The 18,949-nt window shown below is 72.1% G+C and carries 17 protein-coding genes; 6 read left to right on the top strand and 11 right to left on the bottom strand.

Annotated elements, in window-relative coordinates; all coding sequences use genetic code 11:
• The first annotated feature begins 20 nt into the window (after positions 1–20).
• A complete protein-coding gene (locus OG446_RS19340; RefSeq protein WP_328895233.1) occupies positions 21–491 on the top strand; it encodes a PPOX class F420-dependent oxidoreductase in 471 nt (156 codons plus the stop codon).
• Positions 492–496: 5 nt separating this feature from the next.
• Positions 497–1,420, top strand: a complete 924-nt coding sequence (locus OG446_RS19335; protein ID WP_328895232.1) for an NAD(P)-dependent oxidoreductase — start codon at positions 497–499, stop codon at positions 1,418–1,420.
• Here the strand turns inward: OG446_RS19335 and OG446_RS19330 are convergent.
• Together OG446_RS19330 and OG446_RS19325 are read right to left on the bottom strand one after the other, a co-directional pair.
• Complete coding sequence (locus OG446_RS19330) at positions 1,414–2,265, bottom strand: TetR/AcrR family transcriptional regulator (protein WP_328895231.1); 852 nt, start codon at positions 2,263–2,265, stop codon at positions 1,414–1,416. The genes OG446_RS19335 and OG446_RS19330 overlap by 7 nt on opposite strands.
• 127 nt (positions 2,266–2,392) lie before the next feature.
• Positions 2,393–3,934 carry an MFS transporter gene (locus tag OG446_RS19325; protein ID WP_328895230.1) on the bottom strand — a complete coding sequence of 514 codons (1,542 nt, stop codon included), beginning with the start codon at positions 3,932–3,934 and terminating at the stop codon, positions 2,393–2,395.
• A 140-nt stretch (positions 3,935–4,074) separates the two neighbouring features.
• Here OG446_RS19325 and OG446_RS19320 point away from each other — a divergent pair, with 140 nt between their 5' ends.
• Complete coding sequence (locus OG446_RS19320) at positions 4,075–4,938, top strand: endonuclease/exonuclease/phosphatase family protein (protein ID WP_328895229.1); 864 nt, start codon at positions 4,075–4,077, stop codon at positions 4,936–4,938.
• Positions 4,939–4,956: 18 nt separating this feature from the next.
• Here the strand turns inward: OG446_RS19320 and OG446_RS19315 are convergent, their stop codons facing one another.
• From OG446_RS19315 to OG446_RS19290, 6 genes are all read right to left on the bottom strand, one after another.
• On the bottom strand, positions 4,957–7,119 hold the full coding sequence (locus OG446_RS19315; RefSeq protein ID WP_328895228.1) for a glycosyltransferase family 39 protein: 2,163 nt from the start codon (positions 7,117–7,119) through the stop codon (positions 4,957–4,959).
• A complete protein-coding gene (locus OG446_RS19310) occupies positions 7,116–8,510 on the bottom strand; it encodes a bifunctional glycosyltransferase family 2/GtrA family protein (RefSeq protein ID WP_328895227.1) in 1,395 nt (464 codons plus the stop codon). The genes OG446_RS19315 and OG446_RS19310 overlap by 4 nt, the downstream gene beginning before the upstream one ends.
• A gap of 26 nt (positions 8,511–8,536) precedes the next feature.
• On the bottom strand, positions 8,537–10,051 hold the full coding sequence (locus tag OG446_RS19305) for a HAMP domain-containing sensor histidine kinase (RefSeq protein ID WP_328898340.1): 1,515 nt from the start codon (positions 10,049–10,051) through the stop codon (positions 8,537–8,539).
• Positions 10,052–10,115: 64 nt separating this feature from the next.
• On the bottom strand, positions 10,116–10,856 hold the full coding sequence (locus OG446_RS19300; protein WP_328895226.1) for a response regulator transcription factor: 741 nt from the start codon (positions 10,854–10,856) through the stop codon (positions 10,116–10,118).
• 90 nt (positions 10,857–10,946) lie between these two features.
• Positions 10,947–11,858, bottom strand: coding sequence for an amidohydrolase family protein (locus OG446_RS19295; protein WP_328895225.1), 912 nt, complete (start codon positions 11,856–11,858; stop codon positions 10,947–10,949).
• A 35-nt stretch (positions 11,859–11,893) separates the two neighbouring features.
• Entirely contained in the window at positions 11,894–12,778 is an 885-nt protein-coding gene (locus tag OG446_RS19290; protein WP_328895224.1) for a DUF2797 domain-containing protein, read from the bottom strand.
• Positions 12,779–12,921: 143 nt separating this feature from the next.
• Here OG446_RS19290 and OG446_RS19285 point away from each other — a divergent pair, with 143 nt between their 5' ends.
• The 3 genes from OG446_RS19285 to OG446_RS19275 all read left to right on the top strand — a co-directional run bounded on the left by OG446_RS19285 (position 12,922) and on the right by OG446_RS19275 (position 16,645).
• Positions 12,922–14,322 (top strand): FAD-binding oxidoreductase, encoded by a 1,401-nt coding sequence (locus OG446_RS19285; RefSeq protein WP_328895223.1) that lies wholly within the window; start codon positions 12,922–12,924, stop codon positions 14,320–14,322.
• Between the two features lie 61 nt (positions 14,323–14,383).
• Entirely contained in the window at positions 14,384–15,328 is a 945-nt protein-coding gene (locus tag OG446_RS19280; RefSeq protein ID WP_328895222.1) for an RNA polymerase sigma-70 factor, read from the top strand.
• Between the two features lie 93 nt (positions 15,329–15,421).
• Entirely contained in the window at positions 15,422–16,645 is a 1,224-nt protein-coding gene (locus tag OG446_RS19275) for an NAD(P)/FAD-dependent oxidoreductase (RefSeq protein ID WP_328895221.1), read from the top strand.
• 80 nt (positions 16,646–16,725) lie between these two features.
• Here OG446_RS19275 and OG446_RS19270 read toward each other — a convergent pair whose 3' ends face one another.
• From OG446_RS19270 to OG446_RS19260, 3 genes are all read right to left on the bottom strand, one after another.
• The gene (locus OG446_RS19270) at positions 16,726–16,995 is read right to left on the bottom strand and encodes a hypothetical protein (RefSeq protein ID WP_328895220.1); all 270 of its coding nucleotides are present in this window, start codon (positions 16,993–16,995) and stop codon (positions 16,726–16,728) included.
• Positions 16,996–17,103: 108 nt separating this feature from the next.
• Entirely contained in the window at positions 17,104–18,096 is a 993-nt protein-coding gene (locus OG446_RS19265; RefSeq protein WP_328895219.1) for a cell wall protein, read from the bottom strand.
• A gap of 428 nt (positions 18,097–18,524) precedes the next feature.
• Positions 18,525–18,851, bottom strand: a complete 327-nt coding sequence (locus OG446_RS19260; RefSeq protein ID WP_328895218.1) for a helix-turn-helix domain-containing protein — start codon at positions 18,849–18,851, stop codon at positions 18,525–18,527.
• Positions 18,852–18,949 lie beyond the last annotated feature (98 nt).

Raw genomic sequence — 18,949 nt, 5'->3', positions numbered from 1 at the left:
ACGGTCGTAGGGTCGGTTCCATGGCATCGAACATCGCGACCAACACCGCCGTGGAACTCGACGACTTGCTGGAGTTCGTACGGCCCCGGCACCGGGCGATCCTGCTGACCACCCGGTCCGACGGGCGCCCGCAGGGCTCCCCGCTCACCTGCGGCGTCGACGACGCGGGCCGGATCGTCGTCTCGACGTACCCCGAACGGGCCAAGACCCGCAACGCGAAGCGGGACGAGCGCGTGAGCGTGATCGTCCTGTCGGACGAGTGGAACGGGCCCTGGGTGCAGATCGACGGTTCGGCCGAGGTGATCGACTCACCTGATTCGGTCGAGCCGCTCGTCGAGTATTTCCGGAACATCTCGGGGGAACACCCCGACTGGGACGAGTACCGGGCGGCGATGGTGAAGCAGGGCAAGTCGATCATCAGGATCACCCCCGAGCGGTGGAGCCCCGTCGCCACCGGCGGCTTCCCCGCGCACCTGGCCGCGGGCAGCTGACCGCGGTGCCGCTTCCGCCGCCCGAACTGCTCGCCCGGGCCCGGCTGCTGGCCGGGCCCGAGGTGGGCCCCGCTGTGGTGGAGGCCCTGGAGCGGACCACCGGGCGCACCGTCGAGCGCGGCTGCCCGGCCGGCGGCCCCTACGTGTACGTGGGGGCCACGCTGCCCGAGGCGCTGCGCGGGGACGGCCTGGTGTGGTTCCACAGCGTGAACGCCGGCACGGACGCCCTGCTGGGCGCCGGGCCGTGGCCGGACGGGGCCCTGCTCACCCGGACAGTGGGCCGGATGGGTGAACGGATCGCGCAGTACGTGCTGGCCTGGGTGCTGGCCGAGTGCCAGTCGGTCCCGGAGTTCGCCGCGCAGCACGACCGGGCCGAGTGGCGGCGTATCCCCTCGGAGCTCGCGGCCGGGCAGTCGGCCGTGGTGCACGGCACCGGCCGGATCGGGTCGGCCGTCGCCGGGCTGCTCCGGTCGTGCGGCATCCGGACGGTGGGCGTGGTCCGCTCCCCGCGCGAGGTCCCACCGGGCTTCGACGAGGTGGTCGCGGCGGACGAACCGGTGGCCGCCCGCTGGGTGGTGGCCGCTCTCCCGCTGACGGACGCGACGGCCGGGTACTTCGGGGCGGCCCGGTTCGCGGCGATGGGCGGTGCCACGTTCCTCAACGTGGGGCGGGGCGCGACCGTGGACCTGGCGGCGCTGGAGGCGGCCCTGCACACGGGCTCGGTGGGGCGCGCGGTGCTGGACGTGCTGCCCGACGAGCCGGCCGCACCCGGCGACGCCTGCTGGCGGCTGCCCCGTACGGTGATCACCTCGCACTCCGCGGGCATCACGGCGGACGACGACATCGTCACGGACTTCGCCGCCTGCCTGCGGGAACTGACGGCGGGACGGGTTCCGGCGCTCACCGTGGACACGGGGCGCGGCTACTGACGGGGGCGGGCGCGGTCCTCTCCGGCGCCCGAAGGAGCGCCCGAAGGAGCGCCCGAAGGGGCGTCCGATCGGGCGTCCGGGGTCACCTCCCGCTCGCGCATGGCCACGATGCCCGCGATCAGCAGGTCGAGCGCGAACGCGAAGTCCCGCTCGTGCATCTCGTGCACGGTGTCGGCGCCCCGGGCCGCGATGAGGTCCTGCGAGTTCTCCACGATCGGACCCATCTGCGGCTGTCCCTGCATGGCCGCCATCGCCTGCTGGAAGTACTCGTCCTGGGTGAGCCCCGCCTCGGCACTGCGCTGGGCGAACTGGCCCTCGACGGTGCTGAATCCGTACACGAACTGGAAGACCGCCGAGAGCGCACCGGTCTGCCTTCCCAGCGGGAGGCCGCTCGCGCGGATCACGTCCTGGATCGCGTACGCCATGAGCATCGCGTGCGGACCCACGTTGAGGAACTTCCCGACGAGCGGGGAGACCCACACGTGCCGGACCAGCAGTTCCCGGTACGCGCCCGCCAGCGCGCGCAGCCGGTCCTCCCAGGGCGCGTCCTCCCCGGGCGGGCGCATCTCGCTGTAGACCGAGTCGAGGGCCAGCTCCAGGAGGTCGTCCTTGGTGTCGACGTACCAGTAGAGGGACATCGCCGTGACGTTCAGCTCGGCGGCGAGCCGGCGCATGGAGAACTTCGCGAGGCCCTCGGCGTCCAGCAGCCGGACCGTCGCCGCGGTGATCCGGTCGCGGTCGAGCCCGGCGGGCTGGTCGGACTTCCGGGCGCGCGACGGTGGCCGGTGGTTCAGCCACACGCTGGTCCGGGCAGGGTCCTTCGTACGGTCGGCCGCGGACACCATGGCGCACTCCCTCGTCTCGCCGGCGGGCACACCGGACGCGTACCGTCTGCCCCGGAAGCGGAGCAATACGGTCCGGTAGGCCCCCGTCCGATGCTATGCCGCTGCCGCGGCCGGGTGGGACCGACCGTCACATGGCGGCGGCGTCACCCAGCTGACGGCCGGCCCGGTCGGCCCGGTCCGATTCTCCCCGCTCCGCGCGGCGCAGCAGTACCGCGGCCAGCAACCCGCCGGACAGCACCGCCACCGCCCCGACCAGCATGCTGGTCTCCAGGCCCGAGGAGAACGCGTCCGTGATCCGCTGCCGCTCCGCGTCACCGCTCGCGGCGGCCAGGGCGGCGGGCAGCGAGGCCGCGCCGACGGCCGACGGGACGAGCGCCGCGAACCGGGAGTTCAGGACCGCGCCGAGCACCGCGACCCCGAGGCCGTTGCCGCACTCGGCGAGGGTGCCGTTGACCCCGGCGCCGACACCGGCCTTCTCGGGCGGGATCGCGCTCATGATCGCGTTGGCCATGGCGGGCATGGCGAGCGCGATGCCGGCGCCCATCACGAGCAGGCCGAGCAGGGTCCCCGCGTAGCCGTCCCCGCCCAGCAGCGCGATCGCCCCCAGTCCAGCGGCGAGCAGCCCCATGCCGGACGCGATGGTGACGGGCGTGCCGAGCTTGGGCACCAGCCGTGCGCCGAGCCCCGTGAGGTTGAGCGCGACGACGCTCAGCGCCAGCGGAGCCGTACGCAGTCCGGCCTCCAGCGGCCCGTAGCCGAGCACGAACTGGAGCTGCTGGGTGAGCAGGAAGAGCGAGCCGCCCATCCCGAACGCGACCAGGATCGCGCCCGCGACCGCGCCGATGAACTTCTGGTTGCGGAAGAAGTGCATGTCCAGCATCGGGTACGGGATGTGCAGCTCCCACAGCACGAAACCGGTGAGGACGGCGACCCCGACGAAAGCGGTCAGCAGCACCTGGCCCGACGTCCAGCCGTCTCCGGGGCCGGAGATGATCGCGTACACGACGGCGGCCATGCCGATGGTGGAGAGCACGGCACCGAGAAGGTCGGGGCGCTCGCCGCTCGGGTTCTTCGACTCCGGGACCAGCCGCGCCACGGCCACCAGGCCGATCACCGCGACCGGGATGTTGATCAGGAAGATCGCGCCCCACCAGAAGTGGTCGAGCATGACGCCGCCGATCAGGGGGCCCACGGCGAAGCCGAGCGAGCTGACGGTCGACCAGATGCCGATCGCCTTCACGCGCTCGGTCTCGTCGAAGATCTGGACGACGACGGCGAGGGTCGTGGTCATCAGCAGTGCCCCGCCGACGCCCATGCCGGCCCGGGCGGCGATCAGTTGCGCGGACGACTGGGCCAGGCCGGCCACCAGCGAGCCGATACCGAACAGGGCGAGCCCGGTGATCAGCATCTTCTTGCGGCCGTAACGGTCGGCGGAGCTGCCCGCGGTCAGCAGCAGCCCTGACTGGACGAGCGAGTAGGCGTTGATCATCCACTGCACATCGGCGGTGGAGGCGTCCAGCTCCCGGGTGAGGGAGGGGATCGCGACGTTGAGGACGGTGTTGTCCAGCAGCACGGTGAGCTGGGCGAGGCAGATGACGCCGAGGATCAGCCAGCGCTGTGGATGGCTCGGCGCCGAGAGGCGGTTCGACTCGGCGGAGGTCGCCGTCATACGGACTCCCAGGCGTTCGGTCAGGGTCTTATACGGTGTACAGGGAAGCGCTGTACACCGTATAGGCGTGCAGGGGACACGTACAACCGACTTTCCCGCGATACGGTGCCGATCACTGATCCGACAAGGGCTGGAGTGGCATGTCACTGCGTCGTCGTACGGTGGAAGTCCTGTTGACCGCAGGCCTGTTGGGGACGGCGCTCGCGCCTCCCGCGGCAGCCGCGGGGCACGGCCGGGGGCAGCTGGTGCCGCTGCGTGTGGCCACGTACAACATCCATGCGGGGTCCGGCATGGACAACGTCTTCGATCTCGACCGGCAGGTGGCGGAGCTCCGCTCGCTGGACGCGGATGTGATCGGGCTCCAGGAGGTCGACGTCCACTGGGGCGACCGCAGTCAGGGCCGGGACCTGGCGGCCGAGCTCGCCGAGCGGCTGGGCATGCAGGTGTCGTTCGCCCCGATCTACAGCTTCGACCCGGCGGTTCCGGGCGCCCCCAGACGCGAGTTCGGCGTCGCGGTGCTGTCCCGGTACCGGATCGTCAGCGCCGAGAACCACGCCATCACCCGGCTCTCCACCCAGGACCCGAACCCGGTCCCGGCGCTCGCGCCCGGCTTCGGCGAGGTCGTGGTGCGGGTGAAGGGCGTCCCCGTGCACGTGTACGCGACGCACCTCGACTACCGCGGCGACCCGTCCGTCCGGATCGCCCAGGTGGCCGACACCCGCCGGATCATGGCCGAGGACCAGGAGTCGGAGCGGCGGCCGGTGCACCAGATCCTGCTCGGCGACTTCAACGCGGCCCCGGCCGCACCCGAGCTGGCCCCGCTGTGGGAGACGCTCACCGACGCTGAGCCCGGCGGCCCCACCTACCCGGCGCTGAACCCGGTGCAGCGGATCGACTACGTGGCGGTCTCCAAGGACACCGTGCGGGTACGCGACGCGGCGGTGGCCGAGACACTCGCCTCGGACCACCGCCCCGTCGTCGCCGACCTGTTGCTGCGGCGCTGAGCCGTCGGGCCTGCGGCCTCAGCTGCTCGTCGGCCGGGTCAGGTCGTAGAAGGTCGCGCTGCCGGCGGTCACCTTCTTGAAGCTCTTCTCGACCCAGGTGGAGATCTGCGACGAGGTGCCACTGCTGCCGCCCATGCCGCCACCGCCGCCCGTGCCACTGGAGACGAAATAGTGGATCCGGCCGTCCTCGACGTACTTCTTGAACTGCGAGAGCGTCGGGGACGGGTCGCTTCCGTTGAAGCCTCCGATCGCCATCACCGGGTCGCCGGTGGCGAGCTGGTAACTGGCGGCGTTCTGCGAGCCGATGGCCGCCGCGGCCCAGGTGAAGTCGTCCGCGTTCGCCGCCAGGAGCTTCTTCGCCGCGGTGTCGACGGTCGCGCCGTTGAGCAGTCCGCCCATGCCGCCACCGCCTCCGCCCCGGGTGCCTTCGCCCGTGCCGGGCATGGCGCCGGGCTGCTGTCCGTTCTGCGCGGTGCCGGGGCCGCCCGGGCCCTGCCGGCTGCCGGCCGGAGGCTGCCCGCCCCCGCCGGTCGGAGGCTGACCCATCCCACCCCCCTGCTGGTTGCCCTGCTGGGTGCCCTGCCCGGGCGGCTGCATTCCGCCACCGTCACCGCCGCCGGGACCACGGCCACCGCCGCCACCGCCGGGGCCGCCGCCCATTCCGCCGGAGGACGGGCCCGCTGTGACGATGGAGCCTTGGTGCCCGGTGCTCAGCGTGCTCACGGTGTACGCGGTGGGCCCGGCCAGTGAGGCGACGAAGCCCAGCCCCACGGCGGCGAGGGCCAGTCGGCGCCCCAGCCGGGACACGAGCAGCAGGCCCAGCGCGCCGATGATCCCGGCGACGAGCACCGTCGGCCGCAGCCACGACTGGTAGTCCGGGGTGCGCCCCAGCAGCACGTACGACCAGTACGCCGTCACGCCCACGGTGACCGCGAGCGCGGCGCCCGCCCACCAGCGGGACCGCTCCTCCCACAGGACCGTGGCGCCCATGCCGATCAGCGCCGCGAGGTAGGGGGCCAGGGCCACCGTGTAGTACTGGTGGAAGATGCCGGCCATGAAGCTGAACACGGCCGCGGTCATCAGCAGCGAGCTGCCCCAGGCGAGGAACGCCGCCCGCGCCGTGTCCGTCCTCTTCGCCCGCCAGGTCAGCCAGACACCCGCGACCAGCAGGATCAGCGCGGCGGGCAGCAGCCAGGAGATCTGGCCGCCGATCTCGGAGTTGAACATCCGGCCGATGCCGGTCTCGCCCCACTGACCGCCGCCACCGGCGCCGCCCCCGCCACCGCCGACGCTGCCGGTCTCCTCGCCGTTGATCCGGCCGAGCCCGTTGTAGCCGAAGGTCAGCTCCAGGAACGAGTTGTTCTGCGAGCCACCGATGTACGGGCGCGAGGAGGCGGGCCACAGTTCCACGACGGCCACCCACCAGCCGCCCGCGACGGTCATCGCCAGGGCCGAGAGGCCGAGCTGGCCGAACCTCCTGCGTACGGATACCGGCGCGAACACCGCGTACAGCACCGCCAGCGGCGGCAGGATCAGGAACGCCTGGAGGGTCTTGGACAGGAACGCCAGACCGACCGCGACGCCCGCCCACACCAGCCACGTGGTGCGGCCGTTCTCCATCGCGCGCAGCACGCAGTAGACGGTGACGGTCATCAGCAGCGCGAGCAGCGCGTCCGGGTTGTTGAACCGGAACATCAGCGCGGCGACGGGCGTGAGCGCGAACACCACCATGGTGATCAGCCCGGCCGCGGCGCTGAACCGGCGGCGTACGGAGGCGTAGAGCACCCCGGCCGTCGCCGCGGCCATCAGCACCTGCGGGGCCAGGATCGCCCAGGAGTGCAGTCCGAAGATCCGCACCGACAGCGCCATCGGCCAGAGCGTGGCCGGGGGCTTGTCGACGGTGATGGCGTTGGCCGAGTCCAGCGAACCGAAGAAGAAGGCCTTCCAGCTCCGGCTGCCGGCCTGCACGGCAGCGGAGTAGAAGGAGTTGGCGTAGCCGGAGGAGCTGAGGTTCCACAGGTAGGCCAGCGTGATGACCAGCAGCACGGCCAGGAAGGCCGGGCGCGCCCAGCGGGGGTCCTCGGGCCGGCCGCGCCACACGCGGTGCGGCAGTGCGGGGCCGGGGCGTGCGGGGCCCGCCGCGCCCTGGGGCGGCGCCGGGAGGTGGTCGAGCGTGGTCATCGGACGTTCCTCAGTTCGTGGTGGGTGTCGTCGGCCGGGACCACGGCAGGGCGGGATGCCTGCGCGGCCACCGGGCAGTCGGCCGGAACCGCGACCGGACGGGACGCCGGGGCGGCCACCGGGCGGGACGCGTCACCGCTCCGGTCGCGGTCCGGGAAGACCCAGGCGCGGAAGAGCAGGAACCGCAGCACCGTCGCCGCGAGGTTGGCCGCGATCAGCACGGCGAGTTCCGTGCCGTGCGAGGGCGAGCCGGAGGCGGCGCCCAGCGCGGCGAGCGAACCGCTGGTCAGCACCAGGCCGATGGCGAAGACCACCAGGCCCTGCGCCTGGTGGCGGACGGCTCCGCCCCGGCCGCGTACGCCGAAGGTGAGCCTCCGGTTCGCCGCGGTGTTGGCGACGGCGGACACGAGCAGCGCGCCGCCGTTGGCGATCTGCGGTCCGACGCCCTGCCGGAAGAGCGAGTACAGGAGCAGGTAGACGAGCGTCGAGAGGGCGCCCACCGCGCAGAACCCGACCAGCTGCCGGGCCAGTCCGCGCGGCACCCCGCCGATCCCGCGGTCGCGCGGGTCGTCACCGAAGGGCCGCGCCAGCCGGTCAAGCGGCAGCGCGCCGACGGCCAGCGCACGCCCCACCCGCCACACGCCTTTCAGGTCCTCGGTGGCGGTCCGCACGATGTGGACCGTCGAGTCCGGGTCGTCGACCCAGTCGACCGGCACCTCGTGGATGCGCAGCCCCGCCCGCTCGGCCAGCACCAGCAGCTCGGTGTCGAAGAACCAGCCGGTGTCCTCGACCATCGGCAGCAGCCGCTGCGCGACCTCGCGCCGGATCGCCTTGAACCCGCACTGGGCGTCGCTGAACCGGGCGGCCAGCGAGGACCTCAGGATGATGTTGTAGGCCCGCGAGATGAACTCCCGCTTCGTCCCCCGCACCACCCGCGAACTGCGCGCGAGACGCGAGCCGATGGCCAGGTCCGAATGACCGGAGATCAACGGCGCGACCAGCGGGAGCAGCGCGTTGAGGTCGGTGGACAGGTCCACGTCCATGTAGGCGAGGACCGGGGCGTCCGAGTGCGACCAGACGGTACGCAGCGCCCGCCCCCGGCCCTTCTGCTCCAGCCGGTACGCGCGCACCCCCGGCAGTGTGCGGGCCAGCCGCTGCGCCACCTCGGGCGTCCGGTCGGTGCTCGCGTTGTCCGCGACGGTGATCCGGAAGGCATAGGGGAAGGTACGTGCCAGATGGTCGTGCAGCCGCAGCACGCACGGCTCCAGGTCCTTCTCCTCGTTGTAGACGGGGACCACCACATCGAGTACGGGGGCACCGGCCGTATCGCCCGCGCCGGCCAGGAGGTGGTCCCGGGCCGGCAAGGTGCTCCAAGGAGTGTCGGTTCGCATGACGTCGACACTCGCCAACCGCGCTGTCACACCCGTGTGGTGCGCCTGTGGTCCTGCTGTGAGTGGGGTTCGGCCGGCCAGGGGGAGGCGGCGTCCGCCGGCAGATGGACGGCGAACACCGTGTCCCCCGGCACCGACCGCACCTCGACGACGCCGCCGTGCGCGACGACGACGGCCTGCACGATGGCGAGCCCGAGCCCCGTCGAACCGGCGTGCCGGGACCGCGAGGCGTCCCCGCGCGCGAACCGCTCGAAGACGTGCGGCAGCAGCTCCGGAGGGATGCCGGGCCCGTTGTCCCGGACCTCCACGGTCACCCACGGGTTCCCGGCCGCCGCGAGCACCCGGGTCGTGACCGTGGTCCCGGGCGGGGTGTGCGTACGGGCGTTGGCCAGCAGGTTGACCAGGACCTGCTGGATCCGGGTCGGGTCGGCCCGTACGGTCGCCGGAACCTCGGGAAGGTCCAGCCGCCAGTGGTGCGTGGGCCCCGGCCCCTCCGGCGAGGCGGGTCTGCCCGCGACCCGCGCGTCGCTGACCGCGTCTATGACGAGCGGAGAGAGATCGGTGCTCTCGTCACTGAGCGGGCGGCCCGCGTCCAGCCGGGCGAGCAGCAGCAGATCCTCCACCATGCCCGTCATGCGCTGCGCCTCGGACTCGATCCGTCCGAGTGCGTGACGGGTGTCGGGGCCGGTGTTCTCCCGGCCGCGCCGGGTGAGTTCGGCGTACCCGCGGATCGAGGCGAGGGGCGTGCGGAGCTCGTGGCTGGCGTCGGCGACGAACTGGCGTACCCGCATCTCGCTCTTCTGCCGCGCGTCCAGGGCCGAACCGACGTGTTCCAGCATCCGGTTGAGGGCCGCACCGACCTGACCGACCTCGGTGCGTGGGTCCGCCTCGGCGTCCGGGACCCTTTCGAAGAGGGTGACCTCGCCGCTGTGCAGCGGGAGTTCGGCGACGCGCGTCGCGGTGGCGGCCACCCGGCGCAGCGGCCGCAGGGCGACCCCGACCATGGCGGCACCGGCGATCCCGGCGGCGATCAGTCCGGCCCCGGTGACACAGACCTCGACGAGGATCAGGGTGTTGAGGGCGCCGCTCACCTCCGAGGTCGGGATGCCGACCAGGACGGTCGTGCCGTCCCTCGCGGGGGCCGCGGCCTGCACCCGGTAGCCGCCCAGTCCGGGCAGTTCGACGTCGTGCGCCTTGCCGTTCGCGGGGATGCGGGCCGCCTCCAGCGCGGCCGTCTGCGCGCCGGTCAGCGGTTCGGTGTTCTCCGAGGCGTCGAAGCCGCCGCCTGTGGCGACCGCCGAGTCGGTGACCTCTCCGTCCGCGGTGAGCGCGCCGAACGTCTTGAGGGGCTGGCCGCCGCCCATGCCGATGAAGCCGAGCGGCCCCTTGTCCTCGGGCCCTCCGGGCTCGGGCGTGCCCGGCATGCGGGCGGCCCGGATGCTGATGTCGCGCAACTGGCCGTCCAGCTTGCCGTACATGTAGGTGTGGAACGCGATGGCGGTGACCGTGCCGATCACGGCCGCGACGACCGCGATCAGCATCACCGAGGACACGGCGAGCCGGGTCCGCAGCGTCCACGGCCCCTTGCCCAGCCGCTTCAGGCGGCTACTCACCGGGCTTGATGAGATACCCGGCACCACGCCGGGTATGGATCATCGGCATCCGTCCGGCGTCGATCTTCTTGCGCAGGTACGAGATGTAGAGCTCGACGACGTTGGCCTGCCCGCCGAAGTCGTAGTTCCAGACCCGGTCCAGGATCTGCGCCTTGCTCAGCACCCGACGCGGATTGCGCATCAGGAAGCGCAGCAGCTCGAACTCGGTCGCGGTGAGGTGGATGTTCGTGCCGCCCCGGCTGACCTCGTGGCTGTCCTCGTCCAGTGTCAGGTCACCGACGACGAGCGTCGACTCGCTGCGTACCGCCGCCGTGCCGGACCGCCGGATCAGGCCGCGCAGCCGGGCGACGACCTCCTCCAGGCTGAACGGCTTGGTGACGTAGTCGTCCCCGCCGGCCGTGAGCCCGGCGATCCGGTCCTCCACGGAGTCCCGCGCGGTCAGGAACAGCACGGGCACCTCGGACAGCTCCCGGCGCAGCCGGCCGAGGACGGCGAGCCCGTCCGTGTCGGGGAGCATCACGTCGAGGATCACCGCGTCGGGCCGGAACTCCCGGGCCGTACGCAGGGCGCCGGCACCGTCGCCCGCGCTGCGGACCTCCCAGCCCTCGTAGCGAAGCGCCATGGAGAGCAGCTCGGCCAGCGGAGCCTCGTCGTCCACGACCAGCACCCGGACGGGGGTCCGGTCCGGCCTGAGCAGTTCGGTACGCCCCTGGGGCGAGGTCGTCGTCGTCATGTCCCCACCTTGTGAGGCGCCCCTGAGAGAGTTCTTTCCCGATTCTGTGAATTCCCTGAGAAAGCGTGCGGGCGCCCGGGCGAGCGCTCCTCAGCAGTCGAACAGCACCTTCGCGTTGTCGTGACAGACCGCACGCAGCCAGTCGTCCCCGAGCCCGAGCCGCTCCAGGGCGTGCAGCTGGTGGGCGTACGGGTACGGAATGTTCGGGAAGTCCGTCCCCAGCAGGATCCGGTCCCCGAGCGCCGCGAGGCGCCCGCGCTCCGCCACCGGGAACGGGGTGAAGTCCTCCACGAAGTCGGTGAACGCCATCGTCGTGTCGAGCCGCACCTCCGGGTACGTCTCCGCGAGCGTCAGGAACTCCGTGTACTCCGGCATGCCCATGTGCGCCACGACCAGCGGCAGCCGGGGGTGCCGGGCGAGCAGCCGACCGATCGGTTCCGGCCCGGTGTGCGTGCCGGGCGCCGGCCCGGACCCGCAGTGCATGACGACGGGGATCCCGGCCTCGGCGAGCAGCCCCCAGACCGGCTCCAGCAGCGGATCGTTCGGGTCGTACGAGCCGACCTGGATGTGCGACTTGAAGACCCGCGCCCTCGCCTCGACGGCCTCCGCCACGTACTTCTCGACGCCCTCCTCGGGGAAGAAGGTCGCGGTGTGCAGACAGTCGGGCACCCGGGCGGCGAAGTCGGCCGCCCAGCCGTTCAGCCAGGCTGCCATGCCCGCCTTGTGCGGGTAGATCATCGAGGTGAACCGGAGCACGCCGAACGAACGCAGCAGCGCGAGCCGCTCGTCCTCGTCGTGGCGATAGGCGATCGGCCAGTCCATCCCGGTCAGCGGCCCGACCGCGTCGAAGTACGCCCAGACCTTGCGCAGCACCCGTTCCGGCATGAAGTGCGTATGGACGTCCATGAGACCGGGCAGCCCGAGCCGCTCCCGGAACCGCACCACGTCCTCGCGCCCGTCACGTTCATCGCGCCCGACGTGTTCCTCGCGCTCGACACACATACAGCGCTCCCCTCGTTCGATCGCTCCCGTCGGTCTCAGAACAGCCCGGTCTGCAACGCGCCGCCCCCGACCACCACGGTCGGCACACTAACCCCGGCCCCTTCACCGGCCGCCGCCAGCGCCCAGCCGGTCATCAGCCGGGTGTCCACGACGACGACCCCGTCCCCTCCCGCGTCCAGCCGCAGATCCGGCCCGGCCGCCGCGATCAGCCGCCCGGCGACCACGCCCCCGTCCACCAGTCCGGTCACCGACCGCACCACCCCGCCCTGCCCCTCGTCGAGCGCGAAGATCCCCGCGTGATCGACCGCCTCGAACGGCAGCCGCTCCAGCGCCTCGGGCCAGCCGCGCCCGTCGAGCGCCGCCGCCCGCCCGTACAGCTCCGCCACCTCGGCGGCCCGTGCGGCAGGGTCCGGAAGGTCCGCCCGCACCGCCCGCTTGCGCGCGTACGGGATCCGGTCCGGCACCCCGAGCGCGGCCCGCAGCACTTCCTCGGCCCGCCGAGCCGCCATCAGCGGACCCCGTCCCAGCCAGCTGAAGACCACCGCCCCCTGCTCCCGCAGCCGGGCCGCGCCCCGCTCCTCGGCGGTGATCCCGACCTTGACCATCCCGGCCCCGAACCAGGCCAGGTACACGCGGTACGTCCGCGGATCATCGGGGATCGTGTCGGCCGCCACCGAATGCGCCCGGTCCAGCCGCCCGCACTCCGCGCACCGCGCGCCGGTACTGCGTTCCGGAACCGGGGCCGCCGTCGGGCAGGCGTTGCCCCGCGCACCGACACAGGTCCGCACCCCCGCGGCCCGGAACCCCAGCTCCGTCCCGTACGCCAGCACGCTGCCCCGCGTCTGCCGGCCCCTGCACCACCCGAGGACGGGCCCGCCCTGCGCGTCGGGCCAGCGGAGGCCGGTGCACTGCCATCCCATGGGCGAACTCCCGGACTCCTGGACGCGGATGCGGACGGACGAACCCGCAATGCTCCCACACATGGCCCACCAGTGTGATCTGCGTCACACTGGAAGGTGGTGGATTCGATTCCAGAGCCTTAGGTCCTCAGAGGTGTTCGACCATGACCAGCATCGACGGCACTGCACTCGACAGCCTGCGCACGAGCTTGCGGGGGACGGTCCTCGCGCCCGGGGACAAGGACTACGACGAGAGCCGCAGCCTCTACAACGCCATGATCGACCGCCGCCCCGCGGCCCTCGCCCGGTGCGTGGACGTCGCGGACGTACGGGCCACCCTCGCCTTCGCCCAGGACCAGGGCCTCGACCTGGCCGTACGCGGCGGCGGCCACAGCGGGCCGGGGCTGTGCCTGGTCGAGGACGGACTGACCCTCGACCTGTCCCCCATGCGCGGGGTACGCGTCGACCCCGAGGCGCGGACGGCGCAGGTGGGCGGGGGCGGTCAACTGGGCGATCTGGACCACGCCACACACACCTTCGGCCTCGGCGTACCGGCCGGGATCATGTCGACGACGGGCGTGGGCGGCCTCACGCTGGGCGGCGGGCACGGCTATCTGACCCGTGCCTACGGCCTCACCATCGACAGCCTGACCGCCGCGGATGTCGTCCTGGCCGACGGCACCTTCGTCACCGCGACGGAGACCGAGCACCCGGACCTGTTCTGGGCGCTGCGGGGCGGCGGTGGCAACTTCGGCGTGGTCACGTCGTTCACGTACCGGCTGCATCCGGTGGACACGGTCGGCGTCGGGGTGACCGTGTGGCCGGTCGACCGGACGGCCGAGGTGCTGCGCTGGTACCGCGACTTCCTGCCCGCCGCTCCGGACGACCTGTACGGCTTCTTCGCCCTCCTGGCCGTCCCGCCCGCGCCTCCGTTCCCGGAGGAGATCCACGGGCAGAAGATGTGCGGCGTCGTCTGGTGCCACACGGGCGACCCGGCGTCCGGCCGCATGGACGAGACGCTCTCGGCGGTCAACGACCCGGCGCCCCCGGCCTTCCACTTCACCAGCCCCATGCCCTACCCCGCCCTCCAGACCATGTTCGACGGTCTGATCCCGAAGGGACTCCAGTGGTACTGGCGCGGTGACTTCTTCGACGCCATCTCCGACGCGGCGATCGAGGTGCACGCCAAGTACGGCCGCAACCTCCCCACGGGCCTGTCGACGATGCACCTGTACCCGGTGGACGGAGCCGCCCACCGCGTCGCCCCCGACGCGACCCCGTGGGCCTACCGGGACGCCACGTGGTCCGGCGTCATCGCGGGCATCGACCCCGACCCCGCCAACGCCGGCCTGATCCGCCAGTGGTGCGTCGACTACTGGACCGAGCTGCACCCGCACTCGATGGGCGGCGCGTACGTCAACTTCCTCGGCGAGTCCGAGGAGCCGGACCGCGTCCGGTCCACGTACCGCGGCACGTACGACCGCCTGGCCGCGGCCAAGCACACGTACGACCCGGACAACTTCTTCCGCGCCAACCAGAACATCGCACCGGCCGCGGCAGCGTGAAACACCCGGCGGACCGCACCACTTCGGCCGGGCGGGCCCCCTGCGCGTTAGGATCCGGGCCATGCCACTGACCGTGCAGGACGTGGAGCGGTTCGAGGCCTCCCGGCCGCGCCTGGAGGCCATCGCCTACCGCCTTCTCGGCTCCGCGAGCGAGGCCGAGGACGCCGTGCAGGACACGTTCCTGCGCTGGCAGGCCACGGACGTGGACCGGATCGAGGTCCCCGAGGCCTGGCTGACGAAGGTCCTCACCAACCTGTGCCTCAACCAGCTCACCTCGGCCCGTGCCCGGCGCGAGATGTACGTGGGCCAGTGGCTCCCCGAACCGCTGCTCGCCGGAGACCCGATGCTCGGGCCCGCCGACACCGTGGAACAGCGCGACTCCGTCTCGTACGCGGTCCTCACCCTCATGGAACGGCTGTCCCCCAACGAGCGGGCGGTGTACGTGCTGCGGGAGGCCTTCGGCTACGCGCACCGTGAGATCGCGGAGATCCTCGACCTCACCGAGGCCGCCGCCCAGCAGATCTTCCACCGCGCCAAGAAGCACGTCGCGGACGGCAGGACCCGCACCGAGATCGACGAGGCGACCGCCCGGCGGATTGTCGAGGAGTTCCTCGCGGCCGCCACCAGCGGCCGCACCGAGCCACTCGTGCGACTGCTCACCGAGGACGCCGTCGCAATCGGCGACGGCGGCGGCAAGGTCCCGGCCCGCGCCAAGGCGTTCGAGGGCGCCCTCGCGGTCGCGAAGTTCATGCGCGGGCTGTTCAAGCCCGGCAAGGCCCAGCGCGCCCTCGCAGGCGGCCGGGTCGACGTGTACGCCACGCACGCCAACGGCTCCTCCGCGCTCCTGGCGGTCGTCGACGGCCGGATCATCGGCGTCATCTGCCCGGAGATCACCACGGAGGGCATCGCTGCGTTCCGCAGCCAGGTCAACCCCGACAAGCTCGAACGCGCGACCAGGCGTTGGGCGGCCTCCGACCACGGAGAACCCCTGTTCAGCGCCTTCTGATCGCTGTGTGACGTGGATCACACCCTCTCCCTGTCAGGAAACTGCGGGCTGCCCGGTTCAAGGGGCGAAACCGCGCGAGACAGGAGCAGGGAAATGCAGCAGCAGCACCGCATCATCGTCCTCGGCGCCGGATACTCGGGAGCCATCGCCGCCGGCCGCCTCGCCAAGCGGCTGCGCAGCGAAGACGTCGCCATCACCCTCGTCAACGCCGAGCCCGACTTCGTCGAGCGCGTCCGGATGCACCAGCTGGCGGTCGGCCAGGAACTGGCGCCGAGGCCGTTCAGCGAAATGTTCGCGGGCACCGGCGTCGCACTGAAGTACGCGAAGGTGACCGCGGTCGACGCCGACCGCAAGCGCGTCACGGTCGTGGACGTGAAGACGGACGCGGACGCGGACGGCGCCGAGGAACTGCCGTACGACACCCTCGTGTACGCCCTCGGCAGCGGCTGGAACAGCCAGGGCGTCCCCGGCACCGCCGAGCACGCCCATGAGATCGCTGGCCGCCCCGGCGCACTCCGGCTGCGCGAACGCCTCGCCGGCCTGGACGCCGGACAGCAGGTCGTCGTCATCGGCGGTGGACTGACCGGCGTGGAGGCCGCGACCGAGTTCGCCGAGGCCCGCCCGGACCTGGACATCGCCCTCGCCGTCCGCGGCGGCCTCGGCGACAACCTCTCCGCCAAGGGCCGTGGGCACCTGCGGAAGGTCTTCGGCAAGCTCGGCATCACGGTGCACGAGCACACAGCCGTGACCGAAGTGGCGGCCGGGTACGTGACAACGGCGGACGGCACCTCCATCCCCGCCGCCGTCACCGTCTGGACCGCCGGCTTCGCCGTCCACCCGATCGCGGAGGCCACCACCCTGGACATCTCCGACACCGGCCAGATCGTGGTCGACGCCACCATGCGCTCGCTCTCGCACCCGGACGTGTACGCCATCGGCGACGCGGCGCTGGTGGCCGGCCCCGGCGACAAGCCCCTGCGGATGTCGTGCGCCTCGGGCGTCCCCACCGCATGGCAGGCCGCCGACGCCATCGCGGCCCGCCTGACGGGCACGAAGCTGCCGAAGACCCCGCTCCGCTACTTCAACCAGTGCATCTCGCTGGGCCGCAAGGAAGGCCTCATCCAGTACGTCACCGCCGACGACCGCGCTGTGAGTGCGGCCCTGACCGGCCGCTTCGCCGCCGTCTACAAGGAACTGGTCTGCAAGGGCGCGGCCTGGGGCGTCGCCCACCCGACCCTCGGCGTTCCGGCCCGCCGCCGGCCGGTGGTCCGGGCCGAGCGGCAGCCCCAGGTCGCCGCCGCGAACGCCGAGGCCTGAACGCGGCGTTGTCCCTGTCCTGTTCCGGGCACAGCGGCTCAGCGCTTCTGTGCCCGGAAGGGGCCCTCCGAGCAGGCCGTTCATTCGCGCCAGGTGGCCACCAAGCGCGCCGCCAGAGCCAGTACCAGCGCGGCCCCGAGGAGATACATGCCAAGGCGCTCCTCGGTCACCGCCGACGACCACACCCGCCAGGCCGACGGGCTGTGGACCTCGGAACTCGAGGATCCGTACAGGAACAAACTGTCCGCCGAACTGTTCCGGCTGCGCAGCCACAGCAGGGCTCCTATGACGGCACTGGTCGCGGCTGTCGCGTACAGAGCCGTAGCGCTGTGCGGGGTCGGTCTCTTCATGGGTTCTTCCTCATCCATGTCGTTGCGGTGTGCGGGTCGTGGTGGTGTGCGGGTCGTGGTGGTGTGCGGGTCGTCGTGGTGTGCGGATCATCTCGCCTTCCGCACCGATCACATGAGGGTGGGGTGGCGCCCAATTCCGGTACGCCCACGGCGCACTCCGGTGAACTCGTACAGCAGCACCTCGTCCACGAGCCGGTTGGTGTACAGCCGACGGGTGTCCCGCTCGCCGAGGTTCTCCAGGGCGGCGATCACCAGGCCCGGGTCGTTCGCGGCGGCCGAGCGCAACTGGACGACCTCCCCACGGGTCAGCCCTCCGACGCCGTACGCCGGGCTGTCGGCACCCACCACGGACCACGCCTCCCGCGCATCGGTCACGGAGCGACGGAACGCCTCGGACGGGTCCGTACGCCCATGCCCCCTGGGCTCCCCCTCGCGCGACAGAACGGCGGTGATCCAGGCGGCCGGTCGGACCGGCCGCCATCCCGCAGCCAGGCCGCAGAGCTCGGCCGCGATGGCGAGGGCGTCGAGGCCCCGGTCGATGAGCGGACGCAGCGCGTACGCGAGACGGCGCAGCCCTTCACGCTGGGTCCAGCCGACGAGCGGGCGCACCTGCCGGGCGACGGCGATGTCCCGGGCGACCTGGAGCGGGGACCTGCGCGAGGTGTAGTTCCTCTTCCCCTCCACTTGAACTTGGCGTACGTCGTGGTGGCGCCCGGAAGAATGGGGCGCACGCCCGGCTGAACTGCGGTGATCCGCAGGCGGGTTATCCACAGGCCGGGACCTCGACTGCGCAGCCTCGACCGCACGCTCCCGGCCCTTGCCCGTCACCCCGCACACCCGCGCCCCGTAGCCGGAGCCCTCCAGGCGGTGGCCCATCGCCGCGTCGTACACGGCCGGAATCGTCGCGGCGTAGACCGTCGCCGTACCTGCGTAACGGCGGCCGGGCAGGCGCAGGTTGCGCTTCGTCCCGTGCCGCCGCCACACCAGCGCGCCCAACTCCCGTAACACCCGGACGTGCCGTTTCACCGTCGCCACGGAGACCCCGCACCGGGCAGCCGTGCCCTCCAGGTCGTACAGGACGAAGCCGAGCCGGTAGTCCATCCGCCCGGCCAGATCCCGCGCGACAGCGAGCGTCGTCGCCCCTGCCCGCGGGTGCAGCCCCGCCTCGACGAGCCATGCGACGGCCCGCAGCCACGCACGTGGTCGGGCGCGCCGGGATGCCGTCGCGTCGAGCTCCTGAAGGGGGCGGGGGACGGGAAGCCATGCCGTATCCGGGCATGACGGAGAAGCGCAGCACGAAGCCGCGCCGGTGGGAGGGCGCATCACTGTCCGTGGGGGTCGGGGGCGGCCGCCGGGGCCGCGGCAGGGATCTGTTTCCGGACGACTCAGGGCGCGGGAGTGGTCACCACGCGGGCACCGGACCTAGGATCGAGGACGAATCCTTCTCTTCAGGGTGGATTTCGGATCGGCGGGGTGATCACCCGCTGGTCATAACGGCCGGGCGGTCTCTACACCGCTCGGCCGTTCTGCTATTCGGCCGAGGTCTCGGTGTTCTTCTTGGGGCGGTTCTTCCCGGACCCGGAGTAGCCCCGCTCGATGTCCTGCACGGTTCCGATCGAGACCCCCAGGTTTTCGGCGATCTCGCGGTACGTCACCTTCTGCGACCGCAGGTGCAGCACGATCCTCCGGCGGTGCTCCTTCAGCCGCTTGGTGCGCTCGGTCTGATCTCTGAGCAGGCGGCTGATGATCTGCGCCTTCTCTAGCGAGTCCTCCATCGCCTCGACGGCGTCCAGGCCATCGAAAACACGCTGCACCTCCTCCCTCTCGACCGGCCCTTCACTTTCTGTCTCGGCCATCCCGTTCCTTCGGATCGGGCGTGCCGCTTGACTTGCATTATGGGACTCCCATAAATTTGCCGTCAAGTGGCGACGCCACCAGCAACAGAAAGGCTCCG

This window comes from Streptomyces sp. NBC_00236 (genome assembly GCF_036195045.1).
Classification (GTDB): Bacteria; Actinomycetota; Actinomycetes; order Streptomycetales; family Streptomycetaceae; genus Streptomyces.
The sequence above is the reverse complement of the archived record's forward strand: the minus strand, read 5'-3'. Positions and strand labels throughout refer to the sequence as shown.